Genomic DNA, 22,738 nt, shown 5'->3' with positions numbered 1-22,738 from the left:
GCGAACAGTGCTTTATTCGTAAACGCGAGGGTGCAGAGTACCCACGTAGGGCAGATCGCGGTAGCGTTCGGCGAAGTCCAGGCCATAGCCCACGACGAACTCGTTGGGAATCTCGAATCCAACATCGGCCAGCTCAATCTGTACCTTCTGAGCCTCGGGCTTACGCAGCAAAGTAACGACGGACAGCGACTTCGGATGGCGGTTACGCAGGTTTTTCATCAGCCAGGACAGGGTCAGTCCGGAGTCGATAATGTCCTCGACAATCACCACGTTGCGACCCTCGATGTCACGATCCAGATCCTTGAGGATACGCACCACGCCTGAAGAGCTCGTGGAATTGCCATAAGAGCTCACTGCCATGAACTCCAGCTGAGTTGGGATATCCAGCGCCCGTGCGAAGTCGGTAATAAAGAACACCGCGCCCTTCAGCACACAAATGAGGATGAGGTCATCTTCTTCATCACGGAAACGATCAGCGGTGGCCTTAGCCAGTTCTGCAACGCGAGCTTGCAGCGTTTCCTCGTCAATGAGGACACTTTCTAGGTCGTCGCCGTACGGATTTTCCGGGACATTGAAGTTCTTTTCGCTATGCATCGCAGACCTCGTCTCGTCGTGATTGGCTGTGTTAGTTCTCGGGTAGCTACTGGGGTGTTTTCTCGGCGGTATTCCGTCGTCGACTTCTCCGCCTTTAATGCCTGCCTGGCATTCTAGCGCGCAGCTACGACCGGGGGACAGTCGCCAACTGCAGATACCCTTCGCAGCGCCGTACCACCAGTCGGTGGGTACGCCGTTTCTCATTCATTGTAGGTGAGCCCGGCACCCCACCTGGACTTTCTTCCAAAGGCCCCTCCACAGGCCATGGCACCGCGGTACCTCCCTGCCCTTTCCACGCCATAACCAGCGCATCTATTGCCTTGAGATGGCTACTTGTCAGAGGTCCCGTTCTATCGGTCAGCCACCGCCTCACGATCCTGCGCCGCAGCGCCGCTGGGTGCCGTTGTAATTCGGCGCAGTTTAATGACGCCCCCTTTTCAGCGACCGCTAACTCCCTTTCCGCCAAAGCGTTGAGCAATTCGACGTCTTCCCGCAGCATCCGTGCGGTTCGCGCCACATTGGCTCCGAAGTGTTTCCCGAGAGCATCGTGCAAAAAGGGCAGCACCTGGGTGCGAATACGGCTGCGTAGATACGCATTGCTGTAGTTGTGTGGGTCCTCCCACCACTGCACGCCCGCGCTGCGGCATTCGGCCTCCGTTTGTTTCCGTGTACAGCGCAGCAGGGGGCGGCCCAGCCATGCTGCGCCCGCAGCCACTGCCGCATGGTCAGTGTGTACGGCGCGCATCCCCGCAATGGCCTCTGCTCCGGATCCGCGAACCAACCCGATGAGTACTCCCTCGGCATCGTCGTCGGCAGTGTGAGCAACCAGTAGTGGCCTCCCGGCCGCTGCGGCACCTAACGCACGGTAGCGTGCTTCGCGCGCCGGCCCCTCCCCCGCTCCATCGACATCAACGGTGCGGATCTCCGCGGTAGCTCCCAGCGTGCATGCGGTCTCCGTGGCCTTACATGCAATCTCCGCGGAGCGTTCCTGCAGTTGATGATCCACCACCACCGCATGCACCGGGATGTCACAGCGCAGTAAGCCGTGTACGAGTGCCAGGGAATCGGCTCCGCCCGACAGCCCTACGGCTACCCCGGCGCGCACCTGCTGCGCTCGGATCGTGGGTGCACCTGGGTGATCCAACTCCTGCAGCCAGGCCCGGATCTCCGATTGAACGCTCATGAGAGAAAACTACCGAGCTGTACGCACCGCGTTCGCCAACCGATCCAGAGCCGGACGAGCGGTGTTTGGATCCGACTCATTCGACAGGAAAGCAAAGGTCAGTGGCCTGCCAGAGGCCGTCATCACTGTTCCTGCCAGAGCATTCACTCCAGAAAGAGTGCCGGTCTTAGCTCGCACCCAGCCGGCGGAATTCTCCGCTCCGGAGCCTTCGCCATAGCGTGCCTCCAGGGTGCCTTCCACACTGGAGACCGGCAGCAGGTCCAGAATCGGACGCACGTCCTTGTTGGCCAGCACGCCGTCTAACTCATGGGCGGTCAGGCGGTTCTTTTCGCTCATTCCGGAATTATCAAAGAGCACTGCATCGGCCGTATCAATACCGTGTTCACGCAGCACGTCCAGCGTCGCACCGGTAGCGCCCTCAAAGGTCGTTGGCGCCCCCTTTGCCTTGGCAACCTCGCGGCCAATGGCCTCTGCCAGCAAGTTATCGCTGTGTACCAGCATGTCGCGCAAGCGCACCTTTAGCGGTGCAGAGGTGACAGTTGCAATGGATTTGGCGCCACTGGAATTCGGCGTCATTTCGTCTTCGACAGCAACCTTCGCATCCACGCCAAGCGCATCAGCTACAGCGCGCCCCACATCTTCGCCGGGGGTGTGGGAACGAGCGGAATCGGACTTATTGGGATCGAGTCGGCCCGCATCAAGCATCACGGCATCGAGGTTGGCGACATTGCCTCCATCGATGTCGTCGTGATCCCAGGTTTCATTGAAGAGGTCGCCAGAACGCGGTGAGTTATCGACCACGATGGAAGTCACAGATTGGCTACCGAGTTGTTTCTTTGCTTCCTTGGCCAACTCGGCAATAGAGGCCGCATCAGTGAAGAACCCCTCGCCATTGCGCGACAAGGTCACGTCTCCGTCGCTGCGCAGAATGAGTGTGCTCGGATCCTGGGGATCCTGCAGTAGTTCAGTGCGCCACGTACTGTCATGGTCCAGCGCCAGCAGCGCAGCTGCGGCCGTAAAAATCTTGGTCGACGACGCCGGGGTGAGCTTTTGGTTTTCATCCTCGGCCCACAGCACCTCGCCAGTCTCCACATCCGTGACGGAGGCAGAAAGAACGCCCAAGGCGGGATCCGCGGCAGCGCGCCGCACGGCAGTCTGCACGTCGGGCACCGATCCGGTGGGAGTGTTCATGACTGCAGTGGGTTCGGCAATCTGCTGGGGCTCGTGCACCTCATAGCGGTTGCTCATTGACCACACCACAGCAGCCCCCACCACTAGAGCGACGACGACTACGAAGGCGACGATGCTCCACAGCCAGACTTTCAGGGACTTCTGCTTACTCACTCGCTTCACCCTAGCCGAAAAACACCGCTCGGTTAGAATGGTGCGCATGAGCAAAAACATCGAAGTAACCATTGAAATCCCGAAGGGTTCCCGCAACAAGTACGAGGTCGACCACGAGTCCGGCAAGGTCTACCTGGATCGCTACCTGTTCACCCCCATGGCCTACCCGGCTGACTACGGGTTCATTGACCACACGCTGGGCGAGGACGGCGATCCGCTGGACGCACTGGTGATCCTGCCGGAGCCGGTATTCCCTGGCGTGATCGTGAAGGCTCGCCCGGTCGGCGTATTCAAGATGACCGACGAGGCCGGCGGTGACGACAAGCTGCTGTGCGTACTGGACGACGTCCGCTTCGAGCAGTTCCAAGACATCGAAGACATCGATCAGTTCACCAAGAACGAGATCGAGCACTTCTTCGTTCACTACAAGGACCTGGAGCCGGGCAAGGAAGTCAATGGTTCCGGTTGGGGCAACAAGGCTGAGGCCGAGCGCATCCTGCAGGAAGCCATCGATCGCCACCAGGATTAATCGCGCTGAATGTATGCGCTGCCTAGTTGTGCTGCCTAATAGCGTCTATCCTTCGACGCCGTTAAGTCTGGCCGGGCGAGAGAATCAGCCTAGCCAGCCTGACGAGCTAGGCCTTCGGAGGGGGATTAACGATCCCCCTCCGTTTTCTTTTGCCAGCGGGTGGCTGCCTGGTGGGCAATCTCAATAAGCACAGCACCGCCCGCCCCTACGGCCAGACCCAAACTCATAAGTTGCAGATTCTCCGGGTGCAGCATCAATAGCTCGCGGAATGGTGGAACGAGGAAAATCACCAGGTATCCGCCCACACAGCAGACCAGCAGGAGTACCTTCCACCAGACCAGTGGTCTTGCCACGATGCCCAGCACCCAAAGCCCCATAGTGATCAGCGCCAGAAGTACGGCAGTCCCGGCCTGCTGCCGTTGGATCTCCGGCACATCGGCGCCGGGGTAGATGATGATCCACATCGCCACACAGATGCTGCCGATAAGCACTCCGGAGGGGATGGCCAAGGACAGCACGCGTTGAACGAACCCTTCGCGTGGGCGCTCCGTGTTGGGAGCCAGAGACAGCACAAACGCTGGAATACCGATAGTGAACCATCCAGTGATCGTCACGTGAATCGGCTGGAATGGGAACGCGATACCCAGCACCGCTACCACTAGTGCGAGCACCACCGAATACACAGTTTTCGTCAGGAAAAGGTGGGCTACGCGCTCGATATTTCCGATCACCCGGCGCCCTTCGGCCACCACGCGCGGCAGCGCGGAAAACTTATTCGTCAGCAGCACCAGCTGCGCCACGCTGCGTGTCGCCGGTGCACCCGACCCCATGGCTACGCCAATATCGGCTTTCTTCAGCGCCAACACGTCATTGACTCCATCGCCGGTCATCGCGACCGTGCGATTCTGTCGGTGCAGAGATTCCACCATTTGCTGTTTTTGCTCGGGGCTCACACGCCCGAAGACGTTTGCACGGGCAATCTCTTCGTCAAAGGCTGCCTCATCCAGGTCGCTGAGAGTACGGGCGTCGACCGCCACAAGCTCCCGGTCCGTAGCCTTGCGTGCCACGGCTGCCACCGAGTCCGGGTTGTCGCCGGAGATGACTTTGATGTCCACGTTTTGTTTATCGAAGAACTCAAGCGTCTCGCGGGCATCGGAGCGCAGTTGTTGGCGCAGCACAATCAGCACAGGTTCGTCGAGTTGCGGAGCAGCATCCATGGTGAGGCTGTCGGTGTTCATCCAATCGTGACCGCCGCCTTTGACCTGGCCGAAAACGAGAAGGCGAAGCCCCTGATCCCCTAGTTTCTTGGCTGTTTTGGCGGCGGGGCTTCCTTCGTGCAGAAGTACATCGGGCGCGCCCATGATCCACGCAGTGGCATTAGACACAGCGAACCCCGAGAACTTGTACCGCGAGTTAAAGGGAATCTCTTGGCCTTGCCACTGTTCGGATTCTACGCCCCATTCGCGCAGCCCAGACACGATGGATCGGGCGGTGTCGTTGAGCTCGTCCTGGGCGCTCAGCATGGCGGCGAGGTTGCGGCTCCAGGATTCGTCCGCGTCGTTTCCTTCGGCGGTGACGATGGAGTCCAGCTCCATCTGATTCGTGGTGAGCGTTCCGGTCTTATCCGTGCATACAGTATTGACGCGGGCGAGGCCCTCAATGGCTACGAGTTCGTTGACCAGGGCTTTGAACTTGCCGAGGCGGATTACGCCCGCGGCAAAAGCTATGGAAGTCATGAGAACCAGTCCCTCCGGCACCATCGGAACGATCGCGGCAGCCATTGAGAGGATGGATTCGCGCAGGCTCGTGCCAGAACGCACAAGCTGTGTCCAGATTGTAAGAATGCCGGTGGGGATCAACAGCCAGGTAATGACCTTGAGGATGCTATTGATCCCGTTCATAAGCACGGAATCGGTAAGCGAAAACTCGCTTGCTTGCGACGCCAAGCGTGCGGCATAGGCCTCGTCTCCGACTTTGTCGGTGCGAAACAATGCGGAGCCCTCATTGACAATGGAGCCCGAAAGGATTTCCGCTCCTTCCGCCTTGGACACAGCATCGGCTTCCCCAGTGAGTTGGGATTCGTCGACGCGCATAGAACCGGAAACCACGGTACCGTCCACGACGACCTCGTCACCGGGGCGAAGTTTGATGATGTCCCCCAACACCACCTCGTGCTGTGGAATGGACCTTTCTGCACCATCGCGGATGACAGTTGCTTCTGATTCGCCGACAATGCGCAGCTTGTCGAGAGTCTTCTTGGCCCGCAGTTCCTGGATCACGCCCACCGCGGAGTTGGCGATGATAAGTAGGCCGAAGGCAGCATTGATCACTGAGCCAGTGGACAGCACGATTGCACACAGCACACCGAGGATGGCATTGACGCGCGTGAAGATATTGGCGCGCAGGATCTGTGCCACACTCCTGCCGGTTCCGCTGCCCGGCGCATTAATCTCGCCGCGCTGCGTGCGTGCTGCTATCTCTTCAGTAGTGAGCCCCCGCGTGGGGTCGGTATAAACCCGCCCGCTCGTGCTCTCCACTTCAACCTCCTTCGTTGATGGCCACTAGAAAACTGCTCTCAGTGCTCCTTCCATTTAACTCCACTTAACTCCCCACCCAACCCTTGCCTACAATGGGGCGACATGAGTGAATTCGAGACTGTACAGCCCACCGACGTTCCCTCCGGCGCGCAGCTGGTCGACATCCGCGAGGTGGATGAATACAACCAGTGGCATGCAGAGGGCGCGATTAACCTTCCTCTTTCCGAGCTGCAGGCCCGATACGGCGAGCTGGATCTGAACGAGGATATTTACCTCATTTGCCTATCTGGTGGCCGTTCCGCCCGTGCCTGCCAGTGGCTTGAGCAAAACGGCATCGAAGCTATCAACGTGGCCAATGGCACGGCTGGTTGGCGCGACGCCGGCCTCCCCATCGTGGGGCAACCCCACAATTAGACAACACCCATTGTCAGCGTTATATTTGTGGCATGTCCGAATCTATGCCACTACCCGCTGACTTGTTGTCTTCGCCCTCATTCCAGCTTGAGCGCCTCCGCCGTCGCACTCGCGATTTTGTGGAGACGGCGCTCGCTGCAGAGGGCTTCAACCTGCGTGAATTCTGGGTTCTTGCCTGCCTCGTCGATGGCGATGCAGCTAGCCAGGCAACGCTGGGTGAAATCCTTGGAGTGGATCGTTCCGATATGGTTCGCCTCGTCGATTCCCTGGAAAAGCGCAGCCTCGCGAAGAGGGTCAAAGATCCGAAGGATCGTCGCCGCCAGATCATCTCAGTAACCAAGAAGGGCAATAAGGCCTACAGTGGCCTGGCCCCACTGGTTCACGCCGCAGAGGATAGGGCACTTGATGACTCGACCTCCAAGCAGCTGAAGCACTTGAGCAAGCTAGCCAAGGCCATCATCGCGAGCGAGGAGGCCTAGACCCACAGTGCACATCCCTTCCCGGTACCTCCGTTCTAACGAGGCACCGGAGCCTCGCACGCTCATCGACATTGTTCGTGCGACGGCTTCGGCATGCCCTGAAGCCCCCGCCATCGACGACGGCAAGGGGGTCATTACCTATTCCGAGCTCCTCGACGAGATCGAAACGACCGCTAAATGGCTGCACGAGCGCGGCCTTGGTCGCGGCGACCGCATCGGTATTCGCATGCCCAGCGGTGATCGCGCGCTCTACATAGCTATTCTGTCGACCCTCGCAGTCGGTGCTGCTTATGTACCTGTGGACGCCGACGACCCCGAGGAACGAGCCTCCCTTGTCTTTGGCGAAGCCAATGTGGCCGCAATCTACGGCGCCGACGGGCTGCGGGTAGTTGACGAGACCTTGCACACCGGTTCGAGCACCGGTTCCGATAATTCCGCTAAGACCTTCGGCCCTGACCTAGAGACCGATGCATGGATCATCTTCACCTCCGGCTCCACGGGTAAGCCAAAGGGTGTCGCGGTAACGCACCGCAACGCCGCAGCTTTCGTGGATGCTGAGGCCGAAATGTTCCTACAGGATGAGCCATTGGCTCCTGGCGACCGTGTCCTGGCTGGCCTATCCGTCGCCTTCGACGCTTCGTGTGAGGAAATGTGGCTGGCCTGGCGCCACGGCGCCTGCCTAGTGCCTGCCCCGCGTGCCCTCGTGCGTTCCGGCGTGGACCTGGGGCCCTGGCTGGTTTCCCGCAACGTGACCGCTGTGTCCACCGTGCCTACCCTGGCTGGACTCTGGCCTGACGAAGCTCTGGACGCAGTACGCCTGTTGATCTTCGGCGGTGAAGCCTGCCCGCCAGAACTGGCCGCCCGCCTGGCCACCGACTCCCGCGAACTGTGGAACACATATGGCCCGACCGAGGCCACCGTCGTTGCCTGCGGCACCACCATGGATGGGGTGCGCCCGGTATCAATCGGCACTCCCCTCCGCGGCTGGGATCTAGCCGTCGTGGATGCCAACAACCAGCCGGTCGGCTGGGGCGAAACCGGCGAACTCATCATTGGTGGCGTTGGCTTGGCTCGTTACTTGGATCCAGAAAAGGATGCAGAGAAGTTCGCGCCCATGCCGGAGCTCGGCTGGGAGCGTGCTTATCGTTCCGGTGACCACGTACGCCTCGAGGAAGATGGCCTGTACTTCGTCGGTCGCATCGACGACCAGGTGAAGATCGGTGGGCGTCGAATCGAACTCGGCGAGGTAGACGCGGCGCTATCCGCCCTGCCCGGCGTGCGCAGTTCCACAGTCGTCGTACAGACCACCGGTGGCGGAGACAAGGTACTGGTGGGATACGTCTCTACAGAGGAAAGCGTAGAGAGTTTCGACCAGCAACAGGCTCTGCAGCAACTGCGCGATGCACTGCCCGCAGCCATGGTTCCGCGCCTCTGCGCGCTGGACGAGCTGCCGGTAACGACCTCCGGCAAGGTGGACAAGAAGGCTCTGCCGTGGCCACTGCCCTCCACTGGCACCGCTGAGTTCGACAACCCGACCCAGCAATGGCTAGCCGAACTGTTCGCCGATGCCCTGGGCACTGCAGTGAACAGCCCGGATGCGGATTTCTTTAATCTCGGTGGCACCTCCTTGGGTGCCGCAACGTTGATTAGTCGCGTCCGTAAGGAAGTCCCGACTGTCAGCGTGCGCGATCTTTATGATCACTCTCGTCTGGCCGCCCTGGCCGAGCACATCGACTCTAAGCGCGAGAAGGCCGGTACCAAGGGAACCAGCTCCGGCGCACAGGCCAAGGACGTGAAACCCGCCAAACCGGTGGGCATCGGCACCCGCCTGGCGCAGGCGCTAATCCAGATTCCGGCGCTAACCCTAGCGGGCGCGCAATGGGTCACTTGGATCCTGGTGTTTAATGCAATCCTCTTCCACGGCTCCTCCTGGGCGGGCGACCTCCCGTGGGTCGTCGACGTTCCCTTGGCCGTGGTCATTGCTGCAGTTATCGTCTTCGCTACTCCATTGGGCCGCCTACCGCTGTCCGCGCTGCTCATTCGCCTGATAACCGCCGGCATCAGCGAGGGCGATTACAAACGTGGCGGCTCGGTTCACCTGCGTATCTGGGCTGCCGAACGCGTGGCGGATTCCTCCGGCGCTCGCGATGTCTCGGGTGCGGCCTGGATTACCACGTACGCTCGTTGGCTGGGTGCAAAGGTCGGCAAGGGTGCGCAGATGCACACCCTTCCACCAGTCACCGGCCTGCTCACTCTGGGTAAGCACTGCTCTATCGAGCAGGAAGTGGATCTTTCTGGCTACTGGCTGGAGGGCGACGTACTGCACGTCGGCAGGATTGAGATCGGCAAGGATGCCTCTATCGGCGCCCGCTCTACCCTGTTCCCGGGCGCGCGCATCGGCGCACGTGCTCACATCGAGCCCGGCTCGGCTGTGACGGGAGCCAAGAAGGTCAAGGCAGGGTCGCAGTGGGCTGGTTCGCCCGCGGTGAAAGTCGGCAAGGCCCGCAACCGCTTCCCAGAGCAGGCTGCCCCGCGCCGCACCATGTGGTTCTGGCTCTACGCGCTAAGCGCAATCGTCATGTCCTTACTGCCTCTCGTGGCACTCTTCGCCGCCGCTGCGTTCGTACTATGGCTTGTTCCTTCCGACGCCCCCTTGCTGGCACTTCCCCTTGCAGCAGCCGGTGGCCTGGTGGCATTTGCCACCTACACCGCACTGACTTGGCTATTCGTTCGCGTGCTATCTATAGGCCTTAAGCCGGGCGTGGTGGCCGTCCGCAGCCTCAGTGGCTGGCGGGTATGGGCCATTGAGCGTCTGATGGATAGTGCCCGTACTCAGCTGTTCCCGATGTACGCCGCCCAGCTGACCCCGCTGTGGTTCCGCAGCCTGGGCGCCAAGGTGGGCAAGGACGCTGAGATCTCCACCGCCGTGATGGTGCCGCGCTTCGCCGAGGTGCGTGAAGGCGCATTCCTGGCGGATGACACGATGGTCGGTGGTTATGAGCTCGGCGGTGGTGGCTGGATGCTTACCGGCAACACCAAGGTCGGTAAGCGCTCCTTCCTGGGCAACTCCGGTATTGCCGGCCCGGAACGTACGCTGAAGAAGAACTCTTTGGTGGCTGTGCTCTCCTCTACCCCGGAGAAGACGAAGTCCGGCAGCAACTGGCTGGGTTCCCCACCGGAGCGTCTACGTCGCGTGACCGTGGAAGCTGGCGGCGAGTCCCGCACCTATAACCCGGGCTTCGGCCTGAAGGTGGCTCGTGGCATTGTGGAGACTCTGCGCCTGCTGGCGCCGATGACCTCCGCCATGATTGCCGCGGGTGTGGTGCTGGCACTTCAGTGGGTGCTGGTGCACCAGGGCATCTGGCAGACGTTCGCTGTCTCTGGCGTAGTTCTCGTCGGCGCGGGCTTTGTAGCCGCGGCGGTGACGGTATTGATGAAGTGGCTGTGTGTGCAGCGCATCAAGGCTGGCGACCACCAACTTTGGTCGGCTTTCGTCTGGCTCAACGAGCTGCAGGATCAGTTTGTGGAGACCGTGGCCGGCCCATGGTTCCTGGCCCACACAATGGGCACCGGCAGCCTGAATATGTTCCTACGCGCCCTCGGCGCAAAGATCGGCCGGGGTGCTTGGCTGGATACCTATTGGCTGCCAGAGGCGGATCTGGTGAAGATCGGCCGGAGTGCCAGCGTAGGCCCGGGTTGTGTGGTGCAGACGCACCTTTTCCAGGACCGAGTGATGAGTTTGGATACCGTCACGCTCGGTGACGGTGCAACGATGGGGCCACACAGCGTGGCTCTGCCTGCCGCAGCGATCGAGCAGGCAGCGACGGTCGGCCCGGCGTCACTAGTTATGCGCGGCGACCACGTGCCTGCAGCCACTAGGTGGCAGGGCAACCCGATCGAAATCGTCGACTAGTCGCCGATCTGGTCGCGGCCGCGCTTGACGATCTTCGGATCCGGTTCGCCGACGACCTCGTGGTCCTTGTCGGCGTATTCGAACTTCGACAGGACGTAGCGCATAGCGTTGATGCGAGCGCGCTTCTTGTCGTTGGACTTAATGGTGATCCACGGGGACTCGTTGGTGTCCGTGTAGCGGAACTGCTCTTCCTTGGCACGGGTGTAGTCATCCCACTTGTCCAGGGAAGCCAGGTCCATAGGGGAAAGCTTCCACTGACGAACCGGATCCACCTGGCGAATGGCGAAGCGGGTGCGCTGTTCCTTCTGGGTGACGGAGAACCACAGCTTCGTCAGGGAGATGCCCGAGCCCATGATCATGTTCTCCAGCATCGGAACCTCGCGCAGGAACTCTGCGTGCTGATCGTTGGTGCAGAAGCCCATCACGCGCTCCACGCCAGAGCGGTTGTACCAGGAGCGGTCGAAGAAGACGATCTCGCCGCCGCACGGGAAGTGCTGGACGTAGCGCTGGAAGTACCAGGAGGTGGACTCGCGCTCAGAAGGCTTCTCCAAAGCCACAGTGCGGGCACCACGGGGGTTGAGGTGCTCGTTGAAGCGCTTGATGGTGCCACCCTTGCCGGCAGCGTCGCGTCCCTCGAAAATGATGATGTGCTTTTGGCCCGTATCCTTGGTCCAGTTCTGGAACTTCAGCAGCTCGATCTGCAGGGCGCGCTTGGTGGTTTCGTACTCCTCACGGCTCATACGCTCGTCGTAGGGGTACTGGTCGCGCCAAGTATCGACGCGGTGGCCGTCGGGGGTGATCAGTACCGGATCGTCTTCATCCGAATCGTCCACCAAGTAGCCCTCGGTAGCGGCCAGATCAACCATATGGAATTCTTCTTCGGCCATGTGCCTAGGTTCTCCTTCGCCTGAAGCTTTTAGACTCTAATTAACACTATCTAGTCTAGTGCGTTCGGTGTTGCCATACAGCGCTGAATAATGTTGCGATACAGCACGGCTCAATTAGGCATGAAAAAACCCCGGCCGAAGCCGGGGTTTTAACAATCGCTAGAAGCGGAACTTACTTGGAAGCACCGGTCCAAGCAACGATGGTCTTGATAACGTCCTTCAGGCCCTTGAAGATGTTGCCGAAGCCGCCCAGGAAGTCGCCCAGCTGGCCGAAGATGGTGGTAATCTGATCGATCATGATGTTCTCCTCTTAAGAGATTGAGGGGCGCCAGTTTTTCTGTGCCCAGAACTTTCTAGTGGTAGTGACGCCCCCTGTAGGCCGTCTGGGGAATACAGTAGCGTATCTGCGAAACAACACAACCCCTGAGAGGACTCTTCCCCACACCATTCCCCCAGCAGGGGGTAACAGTTTGGTAAAGTCCCTGCTCAGGGGTTATTTTACGGTTAGTATACCTAGGTAAATTTTAGGGAAACTAGCTATTTTTAACAGTTTTCCGGGACTCTTCCAAGCCCCGAGAAACTCGGGCTAAAGCCTTTAGAAGCCGCCCATGCCACCCATCTCATCGGCACCCGGCATAGCCGGTGCTTCAGGCTCCGGCTTATCCGCGACAACAGCCTCAGTCGTCAGGAACAGCGCGGCGATGGAAGCGGCGTTCTGCAGCGCAGAACGGGTCACCTTCACCGGGTCGGAAATGCCGGCCTCCAGGAGGTCCACATACTCGCCGGTGGCAGCGTTCAGACCCTGACCGACAGGCAGGTTGGCAACCTTATCGACAACCACACCGGGCTCCAGGCCAGCGTTGTGGGCGATCTGCTTCAGCGGGGAAGCCAGGGCGGCGCGCACAATCTGTACACCGGTTGCCTCGTCGCCTTCCAGACCCAGGTTGTCGTCCAGCACGCTGGCGGTCTGCAGCAGAGCTGCGCCGCCGCCGGCGACAATGCCCTCCTCTGCGGCTGCCTTAGCGTTACGCACGGCATCCTCGATACGGTGCTTACGCTCCTTCAGTTCCACCTCGGTAGCAGCGCCGACCTGCAGCACTGCAACACCGCCGGACAGCTTAGCCAGTCGCTCCTGCAGCTTCTCTGCGTCGTAGTCGGAGTCTGCGTTCTCGATCTCCTGGCGGATCTGCTTGATACGGCCAGCCAGCTGTTCAGGGGAACCTGCACCATCGACGATGGTCGTGTCGTCCTTGGTCACCACAACCTTGCGGGCGGCGCCCAGCATTGGCAGGTCGGCGGTCTCCAGGGACAGGCCAACCTCCTCCGCGATAACCTGGCCACCGGTCAGGATCGCAATGTCCTGCAGCTGTGCCTTGCGGCGGTCGCCGAAGCCCGGTGCCTTCACGGCGACGGACTTGAAGGTGCCACGAATCTTGTTCACAACCAGGGTGGACAGAGCCTCACCCTCGATATCCTCAGCAACGATCAGCAGCGGCTTACCGGACTGCATAACTTTCTCCAGCAGCGGCAGCAGATCCTTTACGTTGGAGATCTTGGAGCTAACCAGCAGGATGTACGGATCCTCCAGAACAGCCTCGCCACGCTCTACGTCGGTGGCGAAGTAACCGGAGATGTAGCCCTTGTCGAAGCGCATACCCTCGGTAACCTCAAGGTTCACACCGAAAGCGTTGGACTCCTCAACGGTGATCACACCGTCCTTGTTCAGCTGGCCATCGCCGACCTTGTACATAGCCTCGGCGATCAGCTGGCCGATCTTCTCATCAGCAGCAGAGATGCCGGCGGTAGCGGCGATCTGCTCCTGAGTCTCGATCTCCTTGGCGTGCCCCAGCAGCTCAGCCGTTACCTTCTCCACGCCAGCCTGGATACCGCGCTTAATACCCATTGGGTTGGAACCGGCTGCCACGTTGCGCAGTCCTTCACGGACCAGAGCCTGAGCCAGAACGGTAGCGGTGGTGGTGCCGTCGCCAGCGACGTCATCGGTCTTCTTGGCAACTTCCTTGACCAGCTCTGCGCCGATCTTTTCGTAGGGGTCTTCCAGCTCGATTTCGCGAGCGATCGTCACACCGTCGTTGGTGATCGTCGGGGCGCCCCACTTGCGCTCCAGGACGACGTTGCGTCCCTTCGGGCCGAGGGTTACCTTAACCGCGTCTGCCAGGGTGTTCAGACCCTTTTCCAGCCCGCGGCGTGCTTCTTCGTCGAATGCAATCATTTTAGCCATGAGGCTTTTCGATCCTCCGTTAGAGTTGGCGACACATACGGTTCAGATCAAGCGCCCGCGACGGCACGGGGGACGAATGTCGCGACGTCCACCCTCACTTCATCTGACGGTTATTTTCTGGCACTCCCTTAGTTCAAGTGCTAACCCCGTTTTTAGCACTCTCCCTTGCTGTCTGCAAGATACTGTCCAGGAGAGTCAGCTGTCCGAGACGGTCGCTACAGTAGTTATTTATGAGCGATACCAACATTGATTCCAATGCCTCTCAGTTAGACCTCGCACGCACCGCCATCGCGGAGCAGATGCCGCAGCTCAAGGAAGACCTCACCAAACTCGTATCTTTCAAGTCTGTCCACTCCACCCCAGGACTGGAGGAAGATAACGCCGCGGCCGCCCAGTGGGTCGTTGATGCTTTCACCAGCGTAGGCATTCCCGTCAGCGGCCATGTCACCACCGATGGCTCCACCTCCGTCATTGGCTTGCGTGAACCTGCCGAGGGCTACCCCACCATCCTTCTCTATTCGCACTTCGACGTTCAGCCTGCGGGTGATGTAACCGAGTGGACCGATGACCCGTGGACTCTTACCGAGCGCGATGGTCGCTGGTATGGCCGCGGAACCGCTGACTGCAAAGGCCACGTTGCCATGCACGTTGCAGTACTGCGCGCCCTTTCCATTCTTTCGGACGCCCACTTCCCCGCCGCTAAGAAACTCGGCATCCGGATCGTTGTCGAAGGCTCGGAAGAGCGCGGAGGCTATGGCTTGGAGGACCTTTTAGCCGAGAAGCCGGAGCTTTTCGCTGCCGACACTTTCCTGATTGCCGATTCCGGCAATGACGTTTTGGGCGAGCCAAGCCTGTGCACCGCGTTGCGCGGTTCCGCACCGGTGACAGTGCGACTCCGCACCCTGGAGCAACCCATGCACTCCGGCCAATTCGGCGGCGCGGCTCCCGATGCCCTCGTAGAGCTAGTGCAACTACTATCCACCCTGCACGACAGCGACGGCCTGGTGGCCGTCCCGGGGTTGGAACCAAAGGAGCGTTGGGGTGGCGTCGGACCAACCGAACAGGCATTCCGCGACAATGCCACGGTGACCGAGGGCGTGGAGCTCTACGGCACCGGCGAGTGGCAGCCGAACGATCTGACGGTAATGAACCCCTCCATCACGATCACAGGTTTGGATGCGCTATCCGTGGCGAACTCGGTGAATTCCGTTCCTGCAACGGCTGCGGCTGTAGTTAGCCTGCGCGTCCCCCCGGGACGCAACCCGCAGGAGTGCCAGGATCTGCTGGTCAAGCACCTGGAAAGCCAGAAGGTCAATGCGGAGATGGAGATCGAGCGTGGCTCTTTGGCGGAAGCCTTCCAGGCGGATACTTCCGGCCCGGCACTGCAGCTGCTCGGGGAGGCACTGAGCGAGGTGTACAGCAAGAAGACTATGGAGGTCGCGTCCGGCGGATCCATCCCGCTAACAAATAAATTGCTGGCTGCCCACCCAGAGGCAGAGCTTGCATTGTTCGGCATCGAAGAACCGACGTGCCGCATCCACTCGGCGGACGAATCGGTGGATCCGGCGGAGATCGAAGCCATCGCGACGGCAGAACTGCTATTCCTGCTACGCACCGCCGAAAATCTCATCTAATGAGAACTAAACAACAATTTGATTCTTATAGTGAGACGGATTACATTATTTAAGTAGCAATATTTTATAGAGGCGCCCCCACGGCACCCCTTTTAAGCCACTAGATCTTGTTCCAGAAATTCGAGTCATCATGAACGTTTCCTCTACGAACACCACGACCTTGATCCGTTTTGCGAGCCCGGACCAGGACCTGGATCTAGATGCGCCTGTATACACCCCGCTCCCCAGCGGCCGTCGCTCCACCGCGAAAACGTACAGCGAGCCGGTTCACACCCGTATCGAAAAGCGTCGCAAGCGCACCCGTACTTTCGCGGAGGATCCTTTCCGCGCTCGTTTCGGCCAGCGTCTGCCGGTAGGCATGCGTCAGGAAGCACGCGGCATGGAGTGGAAGAAGTTTATCCGCACCTACGCTCCCGCTACGATCCGCGTGGATTACCTGAAGTCCGCACGTCGCTCGCTGGGGCGGCACGACTTTGACATGCAAGTCAGCGGCCTGCGCGCTGATGGTCAGTCAACTCGCGTACAGATCACCGCCATGGGAGCTTCCTCTGCCATGAGCGAGACTCTGGCCGACCACGGATTCCGGGTAGAGATCGCCGAGTTCCACCAGTACGACATCTTCGAGGCCACGGTGACCTTCATCTACGCGGTGCACAAGTCCAAGCGTGTATGGGCCGTCGGCTTCGGCGCGGATCGCGATACTTCTATCGCGAACGCTCTGTGCAACGCGGCTTCCCGCCTGCACTTTTAATAGCTCACGAGCTATACAGACTTACGCAGCGAGTCCACCGTCAGATCTACTGCCGCGATCCAGGCCTCTGGCTGCGTAAAGCCGCCTTCTACCCCGTCGTCGCCACGGGTGCGGGTGCCGGGTTCGGGCGCTGCACCGTGTGCGCGAGCTGCTGCCCGCTGCAGGGCATAGTCGCCACCGCGGGCGATAAGCCTACGTACACCCTGCAGCTCTGCCGCACAGCCCAGCTCCTCGGACAATGGCGTGAGTCTGTCCACCCATGCGTCCAACTCATCGGTGACCAGTGCCTCATTGGTATCTCGGTCGGTAATAATCAGCGCATCCAGACCATAGCGCGCGGCCCGCCACTTGTTTTCCGCAACGTGCCAAGGCTGCAGCTTTGGCAGCTCATGACCCTCATCCAGCCTGCGCTCGAAGTACACCACTAAGCAATGGGTGTAGGCCGCGATGGCAGCAAGCTCCCACAGCTCCATCGTCGCGTCGGCAAAGCGCGTCTCGACCGTGCCGTACTTGGTGGGGCGCACATCGAAATGCATCGAACCGGTGTGATTAATCACTCCGGAACGGTCTTGATCCCGGTTAAATTCCTCCCACTGCTCCCACGACTCGAATTGATAGGGCATCCCTGCAGTCGGTAGCTGCCGGTACAGCAGTGTGCGGTTGGAGGAGTAGCCAGTATCCAGCCCTTCCCACGCGGGTGAACTAGCCGACATCGCCAAAATGTGCGGATAGTGCGTCATCAGCGCGTTGATGATAGGCCAGACCTTTTCTTTGGACCCCACGCCTACGTGTATGTGGACTCCCCAGATCAGCATTTGCCGACCCCAGTACTGAGTGCGCTCGATGATTTCCTGGTAGCTCCCCTTTTCGCTGAGCTTTTGATCTCCCCAATGCGCAAATGGGTGGGTACCTGCCGAGAACAGGTTTACGCCTATGTCATCCGCACACTCTAATAGCTGTTTCACCTGGCAGTGCAGATCCTCAACAGCCTCAGGAATCGTGGAATGCACGCTCGACACCATCTCTACGGTGTTCGCCAGAAATTCCCGGATAACCTTATGGCCTGGATGGATTTCATCCATCCGCTCCAGCAGTTCTGCGGCACGCGGTACCAGGTCGCGAGTTTCGGGGTCGACCAGGGCGACTTCCCACTCAATGCCGACAGTAGGTGCGGAACCCGGGAAGTCCATCTTGGCCCCTTAAACGGATCTAGGCAGAAGTTAAAAGAATATACTTACTTTAGCGGGGCATGTCATTTGTTGTCACAACAACCACACCTGCGGGACGCTCCCCCTCCAGCATCTTTACCCCCTCAAGGCTGCGATCCGTCGCCTCATCGCGCTCACGTGCCTCGATGCCAAGATCCGAAGCAAGCTGTTCAGCCAGCTGACGTTCGGCGTCATTGCCCTTCGGGTAGAGCACCACAGACTTCGGGAACGTACCCGACTCGTCCGGTAGGTTACCCACGCCGGTCTTGTTCCACTGCTGGTCGCGCATCTTGTTAGCTACGTCGCCGGCGAGCCCTGCGATGGGGCTGTTATTAAGGACGGCAACGTAGGTGTTTTCTTTATTGACGCTACCTTCCGCCCCTGCCGCTTCACCTTCGCCTCGGTCTGCAGCGGAAGCGTTTTCGCGGCTTCCCTGTTCGTCTTCTGGCTTCGGCTTGTCAGATTCCGAAGGCGATGTCGCAGAAGCGTCCTGTTTTGCCGGAACCTGCTGGCCCTGCTGCCCCTTCTGATCCGGCTGACCCTGCTGGCTCGGCTGGCTCTGCTGACTCTGGCTAGCTTGAGGGGATTCTTCGGAGTCCTTGCTAGTCATGGAGAATACGCCCCAGCCGATCAGCAGAACGGCTACGGCGAGCAGGATCATGGCCAGGCCGCGCAGCGGCAGGCCGAGGTTCTCATCATCCGCGGAGTCGTCGAGTGCATGGCGTGGTCGATTCGATTCAGTCACGCCTCAGATTTTAACTTCTGTAACATTAGTAACAAGCCTGACACGCGCATTTTCTCCGCGCTTCACTCGAGCGCTCTAGCCAGCGCGCTACCCTTCGTCGCGGCGGCGCAACAGCATCCGCACTAACACCGGATCAAAATCCAATGCCTCCGGCCGCTCTATCAAGCGATTGAGCTGCTGGAAATAGCGCACCGGATCCACCCCGAACTCACCGCGGATATGCTCATTTTTCGCACTGTTATCCAGCCACCAGCGGCGCTCAAACTCCAAAATGGCGATCTCTCGGTCTGACAACATGGAACTAGATTCTAGACTGTCTGTTATGACCATCATGCCTATCGTCATCTGTGGCGACCCCGTCCTACATAACCCCACCACCGAGGTAGATCCTGCCGAGATCGGCGACCTCGCCACCTTGATCGAAGATATGTTCGAGACCCTCTCCGCCGCCAATGGCGTAGGGCTCGCTGCCAACCAGGTTGGCGTCAACAAAAGATTCTTTGTCTACGACTGCCCCGACACAGAACTGGGCACAATGCGCCGCGGCTGCGTAATCAACCCAGTGCTAGAAACCAGCGAGATCCCAGAGACCATGCCAGACGACGAGGAGGATGAGGAAGGCTGCCTGTCCGTCCCTGGTTATTCCTTCCCCACCGGGCGCGCCGACTGGGCACGAGTAACTGGCCTCGATGAAAACGGTGAAGAAGTTATCGTGGAAGGCACCGGTTTCTTCGCCCGCTGCCTTCAGCATGAAGTCGGGCACCTCGACGGTTTCCTATACACCGATACTCTGATTGGCCGTTGGAAGCGCAAGTCGAAGAAGGCCATCAAGGCCGAGGGCTGGGATCACGCGGGCAACACCTGGACTCCCGGCGTGGACGAGGATCCTTTCGGGCATGAATAAAGACACGACCTTCTCCGCCGCCCACGCCGGCGCGCGGCGCGTGGAGGGCTTCGAGTTCCCGATCTCCCGTCGCACCGACCCGGTAAGTATCCGGCCTGGCACACGCGTAGTGGTGCGCCACCTGGTACACAACACCGGCCAGAACACCAACACCGTTACCGATGCGATCGGTGTGCTGCGCAGCGTAAGCCCCTTGCAGGTCGACGATCTAATCATCGCCGATGAGGACGTAGTGGTGCTCAAGACTCTCAGCGCCAAGCCTGTGCGCAACAGCGATATCCGCACTCTGGAAACAGCAAAAGCGGCTGCGTTCCCCGGCATCGATAACCAACTGATTGGCGGGTGGCTGGCGCGCGCAGGCGATGGCATCACCGAACGCAGCAACTCTGCGGTGCCGATCGGCCCCAATGCCGGCCTGCAAGAAGTTCCTTTGACCCAGCTGGAGGAGTTCTATAGCTCCCACGGACTTCCCTGCCAACTAATGATCCCCGATCGAATCGGACGCGCCGCCGAGCATCTCCCAGGTCAGCGGGGACCAGAGATCCTCGTTATGAGCAAAGAACTGGGGCAACCTCACACCTCAGAACCAAACGGCCACCTCCAGATCCCCTCTCTAACCGACGCACACGTGGAACTGACTGTGGATGCAGAACCCGATACTGAGTGGTTCTCCATGTACAAGTTCCGCGGGCAACCCCTCCCGCGGAAAGCACTGGACCTGCTGAGCCACCGTATCGACGGACAGCTGGGTTTCGCGCGTCTCACCGTCGACGGCAGTCTCGCAGCCATCGCCCGCGCCACCATCACCAATGGGTGGCTAGGCTATTCCGCCGTCGCAGTTGCACCCACCTACCGCCGTCGCGGTCTGGGAACCCTACTGTGCCAACATCTTCTGGATTGGGGCGCCGCCAACGGTGCCACCCGTGCCTATTTGGATGTCATAGACTCCAATACCGCCGGAAAGGCCCTGTACCACAAGCTCGGATTCAGCGAACACCACCGCAGTCGTAGTTTGCGTACACGCTAGAATGCTTAACCATGCGTATCGCCACGTGGAACATCAATTCTGTCCGCACCCGCGAGGAAAGGGTGCGTGCATTTCTGCAGCGCAGCGACGTTGACGTGCTATGTCTGCAGGAAACCAAGTGCACCGACAAACAGTTCCCGGACTTTTCCGACACGGGCTACAAGCAAGCTCACTTCGGCCTCCACAGTTTCAACGGTGTGGCCATCTTGTCGCGGTTGGGGCTGGAAGATGTCCAGACCGACTTCGGCCAACCCGGCTTCGACAAGGATCTGGACGCCACACAGTCCCTGGAAGCGCGCGCCATTGGCGCTATCTGCGGTGGCGTGGAGATCTGGAGCCTTTACGTTCCGAATGGCCGAGAGATCGCGGATCCGCACTACTCCTACAAGTTGCGGTGGCTCGATACCCTCGCGAAATACGCCAGTGGCGCGGGCGTGGGGGCGTCAAAAAGAAAGAGCAGCCACAAATTATGCCTGGTCGGCGACTACAACATCGCCCCGCGCGACGAGGACGTATGGGATCGCAGCTACTTCAACGGAAGGACGCACGTAACCCCCAATGAGCGCGCCCGCCTGCGCGCTTTAGAGGATGCGGGAATGCAGGCTGCGACGGACCTCGTAGCCGACGAATACACGTACTGGGATTACCAGGCCATGCGTTTCCAAAAGGGCGAGGGGATGCGCATCGACCTGCAGTACTCCCGCGGTATCACCCCTACAGGCGCACGGGTCGATCGCGATGAGCGCAAGGGCAAAGGTGCCTCCGACCACGCACCCGTGATCGTGGACTACGACTCAGACGGTGAGGAATAAACTATGCCCATCCCTGATCTCCTCGGCCTGTTTAGCCAGTTCACCGACGACTTGGAATGGTGGCAGGTCACGTTGGTTGTTCTGGACTACGCGCTCAAGGTCTTTGCCCTCGGCTGGGTTCCTAAAGAACGACGCCCAACGTCTGCCATGGCCTGGCTTCTCGCCATATTCCTGATCCCCTTCCTTGGCATTTTCCTATTCCTGCTGATGGGATCACCAGCGATCAATCGACGGCGTCACCGCATCCAGAACCAGGCGAACGAGCTGATCCGCACGATGAGCTCCAACGAACCCGACGTACCCGAGGACAGCGAACTCAGTGACGAACTGCGCTCGCTGGTGCGCCTCAATCGCGAGTTGACAGCTCTGCCTGCCGTCGACGGAACGATGGTTGCGCTGCACTCGGAGTACCGGGAATCGATTGCTGCAATGACCCGCGCTGTCGACTCGGCCAAAGACTACGTCAACGTCGAAATTTACATCATGGCCTGGGATAATACGACTGCACCTTTCTTCGAGGCGCTGGGCCGAGCCGCGCAACGTGGGGTGACGGTGCGCGTGCTGTGGGATCACATCGGCGCCCACAAGTACAAGGGCAACAAGAAGCTGGGCAAGAAGCTGCGCGCTATGGGTGTGGACTGGCAAGTTATGCTGCCGCTGCAACCACTGAAGTGGCGCTTCCGCCGTCCCGATCTGCGCAACCACCGCAAGCTGGTGGTCGTGGATGGCCGGGTCGCATTCATGGGTTCACAGAACATGATCGAGGCACCCTATCAAAGCTCAAAGAACCACAAGATCGGCCGTGAATGGGTAGACGTCATGGCAGAGCTCACCGGCCCGATCGTCAGCACCATCAACTCTGTGTTCGCGGTGGACTGGTACACCGAAACCAATGAAGAACTGAACCTCATCAACCCCACGGATGCCAAACAGCGATTGGACACGAACAATGAGGACACCGGCGCTGACATCATGCAGGTCGTGCCCTCCGGTCCAGGTTTTACCACAGAGCCAAACCTGCGCCTTTTCACCTCCATCGCCCATCATGCAAAGCACACGCTGCGGCTGATCAGCCCGTATTTCATCCCTGATGAGTCCCTCATGGAAGCCGTGACCACGGCTTGCTACCGCGGGGTGCGGGTGGAGCTATATGTTTCCGAGAAGTCGGACCAACCGCTGGTGGGGCATGCCCAGGCTTCGTACTACTCCGAGCTTTTAAAGGCCGGTGTGCACATGTACCTATACCCCTACCCGAAAGTGCTGCACTCCAAGTTCGCCATTGCCGATGGCGAGGTGGCTGTGATGGGCAGCTCCAACATGGACATGCGCAGCTTTGGCCTGAACTACGAGATCTCTTTGATGGTCGGCAAGGGCGAGTTACTCAATGCACTGCGAGAGCTCACCAACGAATACAAAGAACGCTCGGCGCTGTTGACCGAGGAGCAATGGAGTACGCGCCCGCTCCACAAGCAGTACGTGGATAACGTTGCCCGTCTCACCAGTGCTTTGCAATAGGTAACTTTCATTATTGCCAATTA

Annotated in this window: 20 protein-coding genes; 10 read left to right on the top strand and 10 right to left on the bottom strand. The window is 59.7% G+C overall.

Annotated features, from left to right (window positions below; all coding sequences use genetic code 11):
• Positions 1 to 12: 12 nt before the first annotated feature.
• The 3 genes from hpt to dacB form a co-directional block, all read right to left on the bottom strand.
• Positions 13 to 594 carry a hypoxanthine phosphoribosyltransferase gene (hpt, locus tag AC05K6_RS03915; protein ID WP_293791050.1) on the bottom strand — a complete coding sequence of 194 codons (582 nt, stop codon included), beginning with the start codon at positions 592 to 594 and terminating at the stop codon, positions 13 to 15.
• Positions 595 to 718: 124 nt separating this feature from the next.
• On the bottom strand, positions 719 to 1,777 hold the full coding sequence (gene tilS, locus AC05K6_RS03910; protein ID WP_476727832.1) for a tRNA lysidine(34) synthetase TilS: 1,059 nt from the start codon (positions 1,775 to 1,777) through the stop codon (positions 719 to 721).
• A gap of 9 nt (positions 1,778 to 1,786) precedes the next feature.
• Complete coding sequence (dacB, locus tag AC05K6_RS03905) at positions 1,787 to 3,121, bottom strand: D-alanyl-D-alanine carboxypeptidase/D-alanyl-D-alanine endopeptidase (RefSeq protein ID WP_448307000.1); 1,335 nt, start codon at positions 3,119 to 3,121, stop codon at positions 1,787 to 1,789.
• A 46-nt stretch (positions 3,122 to 3,167) separates the two neighbouring features.
• On the opposite strand from dacB, the gene AC05K6_RS03900 reads away from it, so the two are divergent.
• Positions 3,168 to 3,650, top strand: a complete 483-nt coding sequence (locus tag AC05K6_RS03900; RefSeq protein ID WP_293791047.1) for an inorganic diphosphatase — start codon at positions 3,168 to 3,170, stop codon at positions 3,648 to 3,650.
• Positions 3,651 to 3,775: 125 nt separating this feature from the next.
• Here the strand turns inward: AC05K6_RS03900 and AC05K6_RS03895 are convergent, their stop codons facing one another.
• Positions 3,776 to 6,187, bottom strand: coding sequence for an HAD-IC family P-type ATPase (locus AC05K6_RS03895; protein WP_476727831.1), 2,412 nt, complete (start codon positions 6,185 to 6,187; stop codon positions 3,776 to 3,778).
• 102 nt (positions 6,188 to 6,289) lie between these two features.
• Here AC05K6_RS03895 and AC05K6_RS03890 point away from each other — a divergent pair, with 102 nt between their 5' ends.
• Genes AC05K6_RS03890 through AC05K6_RS03880 form a run of 3 tightly spaced genes read left to right on the top strand, consistent with a single transcriptional unit; the run spans position 6,290 to position 10,993 of the window.
• Entirely contained in the window at positions 6,290 to 6,601 is a 312-nt protein-coding gene (locus AC05K6_RS03890; protein ID WP_293791046.1) for a rhodanese-like domain-containing protein, read from the top strand.
• A gap of 32 nt (positions 6,602 to 6,633) precedes the next feature.
• Positions 6,634 to 7,080 carry a MarR family winged helix-turn-helix transcriptional regulator gene (locus tag AC05K6_RS03885; RefSeq protein WP_448306994.1) on the top strand — a complete coding sequence of 149 codons (447 nt, stop codon included), beginning with the start codon at positions 6,634 to 6,636 and terminating at the stop codon, positions 7,078 to 7,080.
• Between the two features lie 7 nt (positions 7,081 to 7,087).
• Positions 7,088 to 10,993: a Pls/PosA family non-ribosomal peptide synthetase gene (locus AC05K6_RS03880; protein WP_476727830.1), complete on the top strand. Its 3,906-nt coding sequence runs from the start codon at positions 7,088 to 7,090 to the stop codon at positions 10,991 to 10,993.
• On the opposite strand, the gene ppk2 is transcribed toward AC05K6_RS03880, so the two are convergent.
• The 3 genes from ppk2 to groL all read right to left on the bottom strand — a co-directional run bounded on the left by ppk2 (position 10,990) and on the right by groL (position 14,119).
• Positions 10,990 to 11,880 (bottom strand): polyphosphate kinase 2, encoded by an 891-nt coding sequence (ppk2, locus tag AC05K6_RS03875; protein ID WP_005296894.1) that lies wholly within the window; start codon positions 11,878 to 11,880, stop codon positions 10,990 to 10,992. The two genes, AC05K6_RS03880 and ppk2, sit on opposite strands and share 4 nt — an antisense overlap.
• A gap of 172 nt (positions 11,881 to 12,052) precedes the next feature.
• Entirely contained in the window at positions 12,053 to 12,178 is a 126-nt protein-coding gene (locus AC05K6_RS03870) for a PorACj family cell wall channel-forming small protein (RefSeq protein ID WP_168163075.1), read from the bottom strand.
• Between the two features lie 297 nt (positions 12,179 to 12,475).
• Positions 12,476 to 14,119, bottom strand: a complete 1,644-nt coding sequence (gene groL, locus AC05K6_RS03865) for a chaperonin GroEL (protein ID WP_476727829.1) — start codon at positions 14,117 to 14,119, stop codon at positions 12,476 to 12,478.
• A gap of 230 nt (positions 14,120 to 14,349) precedes the next feature.
• On the opposite strand from groL, the gene AC05K6_RS03860 reads away from it, so the two are divergent.
• The gene (locus AC05K6_RS03860; protein WP_448306991.1) at positions 14,350 to 15,753 is read left to right on the top strand and encodes a dipeptidase; all 1,404 of its coding nucleotides are present in this window, start codon (positions 14,350 to 14,352) and stop codon (positions 15,751 to 15,753) included.
• Positions 15,754 to 15,883: 130 nt separating this feature from the next.
• Positions 15,884 to 16,504 carry a hypothetical protein gene (locus AC05K6_RS03855; RefSeq protein WP_476727828.1) on the top strand — a complete coding sequence of 207 codons (621 nt, stop codon included), beginning with the start codon at positions 15,884 to 15,886 and terminating at the stop codon, positions 16,502 to 16,504.
• Between the two features lie 11 nt (positions 16,505 to 16,515).
• Here the strand turns inward: AC05K6_RS03855 and AC05K6_RS03850 are convergent, their stop codons facing one another.
• The 3 genes from AC05K6_RS03850 to AC05K6_RS03840 all read right to left on the bottom strand — a co-directional run bounded on the left by AC05K6_RS03850 (position 16,516) and on the right by AC05K6_RS03840 (position 18,754).
• Complete coding sequence (locus AC05K6_RS03850; protein ID WP_476727827.1) at positions 16,516 to 17,694, bottom strand: glutamate--cysteine ligase; 1,179 nt, start codon at positions 17,692 to 17,694, stop codon at positions 16,516 to 16,518.
• Positions 17,695 to 17,743: 49 nt separating this feature from the next.
• Positions 17,744 to 18,457, bottom strand: a complete 714-nt coding sequence (locus AC05K6_RS03845) for a LytR C-terminal domain-containing protein (protein WP_476727826.1) — start codon at positions 18,455 to 18,457, stop codon at positions 17,744 to 17,746.
• 87 nt (positions 18,458 to 18,544) lie between these two features.
• Positions 18,545 to 18,754 carry a DUF3263 domain-containing protein gene (locus tag AC05K6_RS03840; protein ID WP_448306987.1) on the bottom strand — a complete coding sequence of 70 codons (210 nt, stop codon included), beginning with the start codon at positions 18,752 to 18,754 and terminating at the stop codon, positions 18,545 to 18,547.
• Between the two features lie 25 nt (positions 18,755 to 18,779).
• On the opposite strand from AC05K6_RS03840, the gene AC05K6_RS03835 reads away from it, so the two are divergent.
• Genes AC05K6_RS03835 through cls form a run of 4 tightly spaced genes read left to right on the top strand, consistent with a single transcriptional unit; the run spans position 18,780 to position 22,715 of the window.
• Positions 18,780 to 19,361: a peptide deformylase gene (locus AC05K6_RS03835; RefSeq protein ID WP_476727825.1), complete on the top strand. Its 582-nt coding sequence runs from the start codon at positions 18,780 to 18,782 to the stop codon at positions 19,359 to 19,361.
• Positions 19,354 to 20,388, top strand: a complete 1,035-nt coding sequence (locus tag AC05K6_RS03830) for an N-acetylglutamate synthase, CG3035 family (RefSeq protein ID WP_476727824.1) — start codon at positions 19,354 to 19,356, stop codon at positions 20,386 to 20,388. Before AC05K6_RS03835 ends, AC05K6_RS03830 begins: the two co-directional genes overlap by 8 nt.
• A gap of 11 nt (positions 20,389 to 20,399) precedes the next feature.
• Positions 20,400 to 21,200, top strand: a complete 801-nt coding sequence (locus AC05K6_RS03825) for an exodeoxyribonuclease III (protein WP_476727823.1) — start codon at positions 20,400 to 20,402, stop codon at positions 21,198 to 21,200.
• A gap of 3 nt (positions 21,201 to 21,203) precedes the next feature.
• Positions 21,204 to 22,715: a cardiolipin synthase gene (cls, locus tag AC05K6_RS03820; RefSeq protein ID WP_476727822.1), complete on the top strand. Its 1,512-nt coding sequence runs from the start codon at positions 21,204 to 21,206 to the stop codon at positions 22,713 to 22,715.
• Positions 22,716 to 22,738: the final 23 nt, after the last annotated feature.

It is taken from the genome of Corynebacterium sp. TUM25020 (genome assembly GCF_056388495.1).
This window is presented reverse-complemented; position numbering and strand designations above follow the sequence as displayed.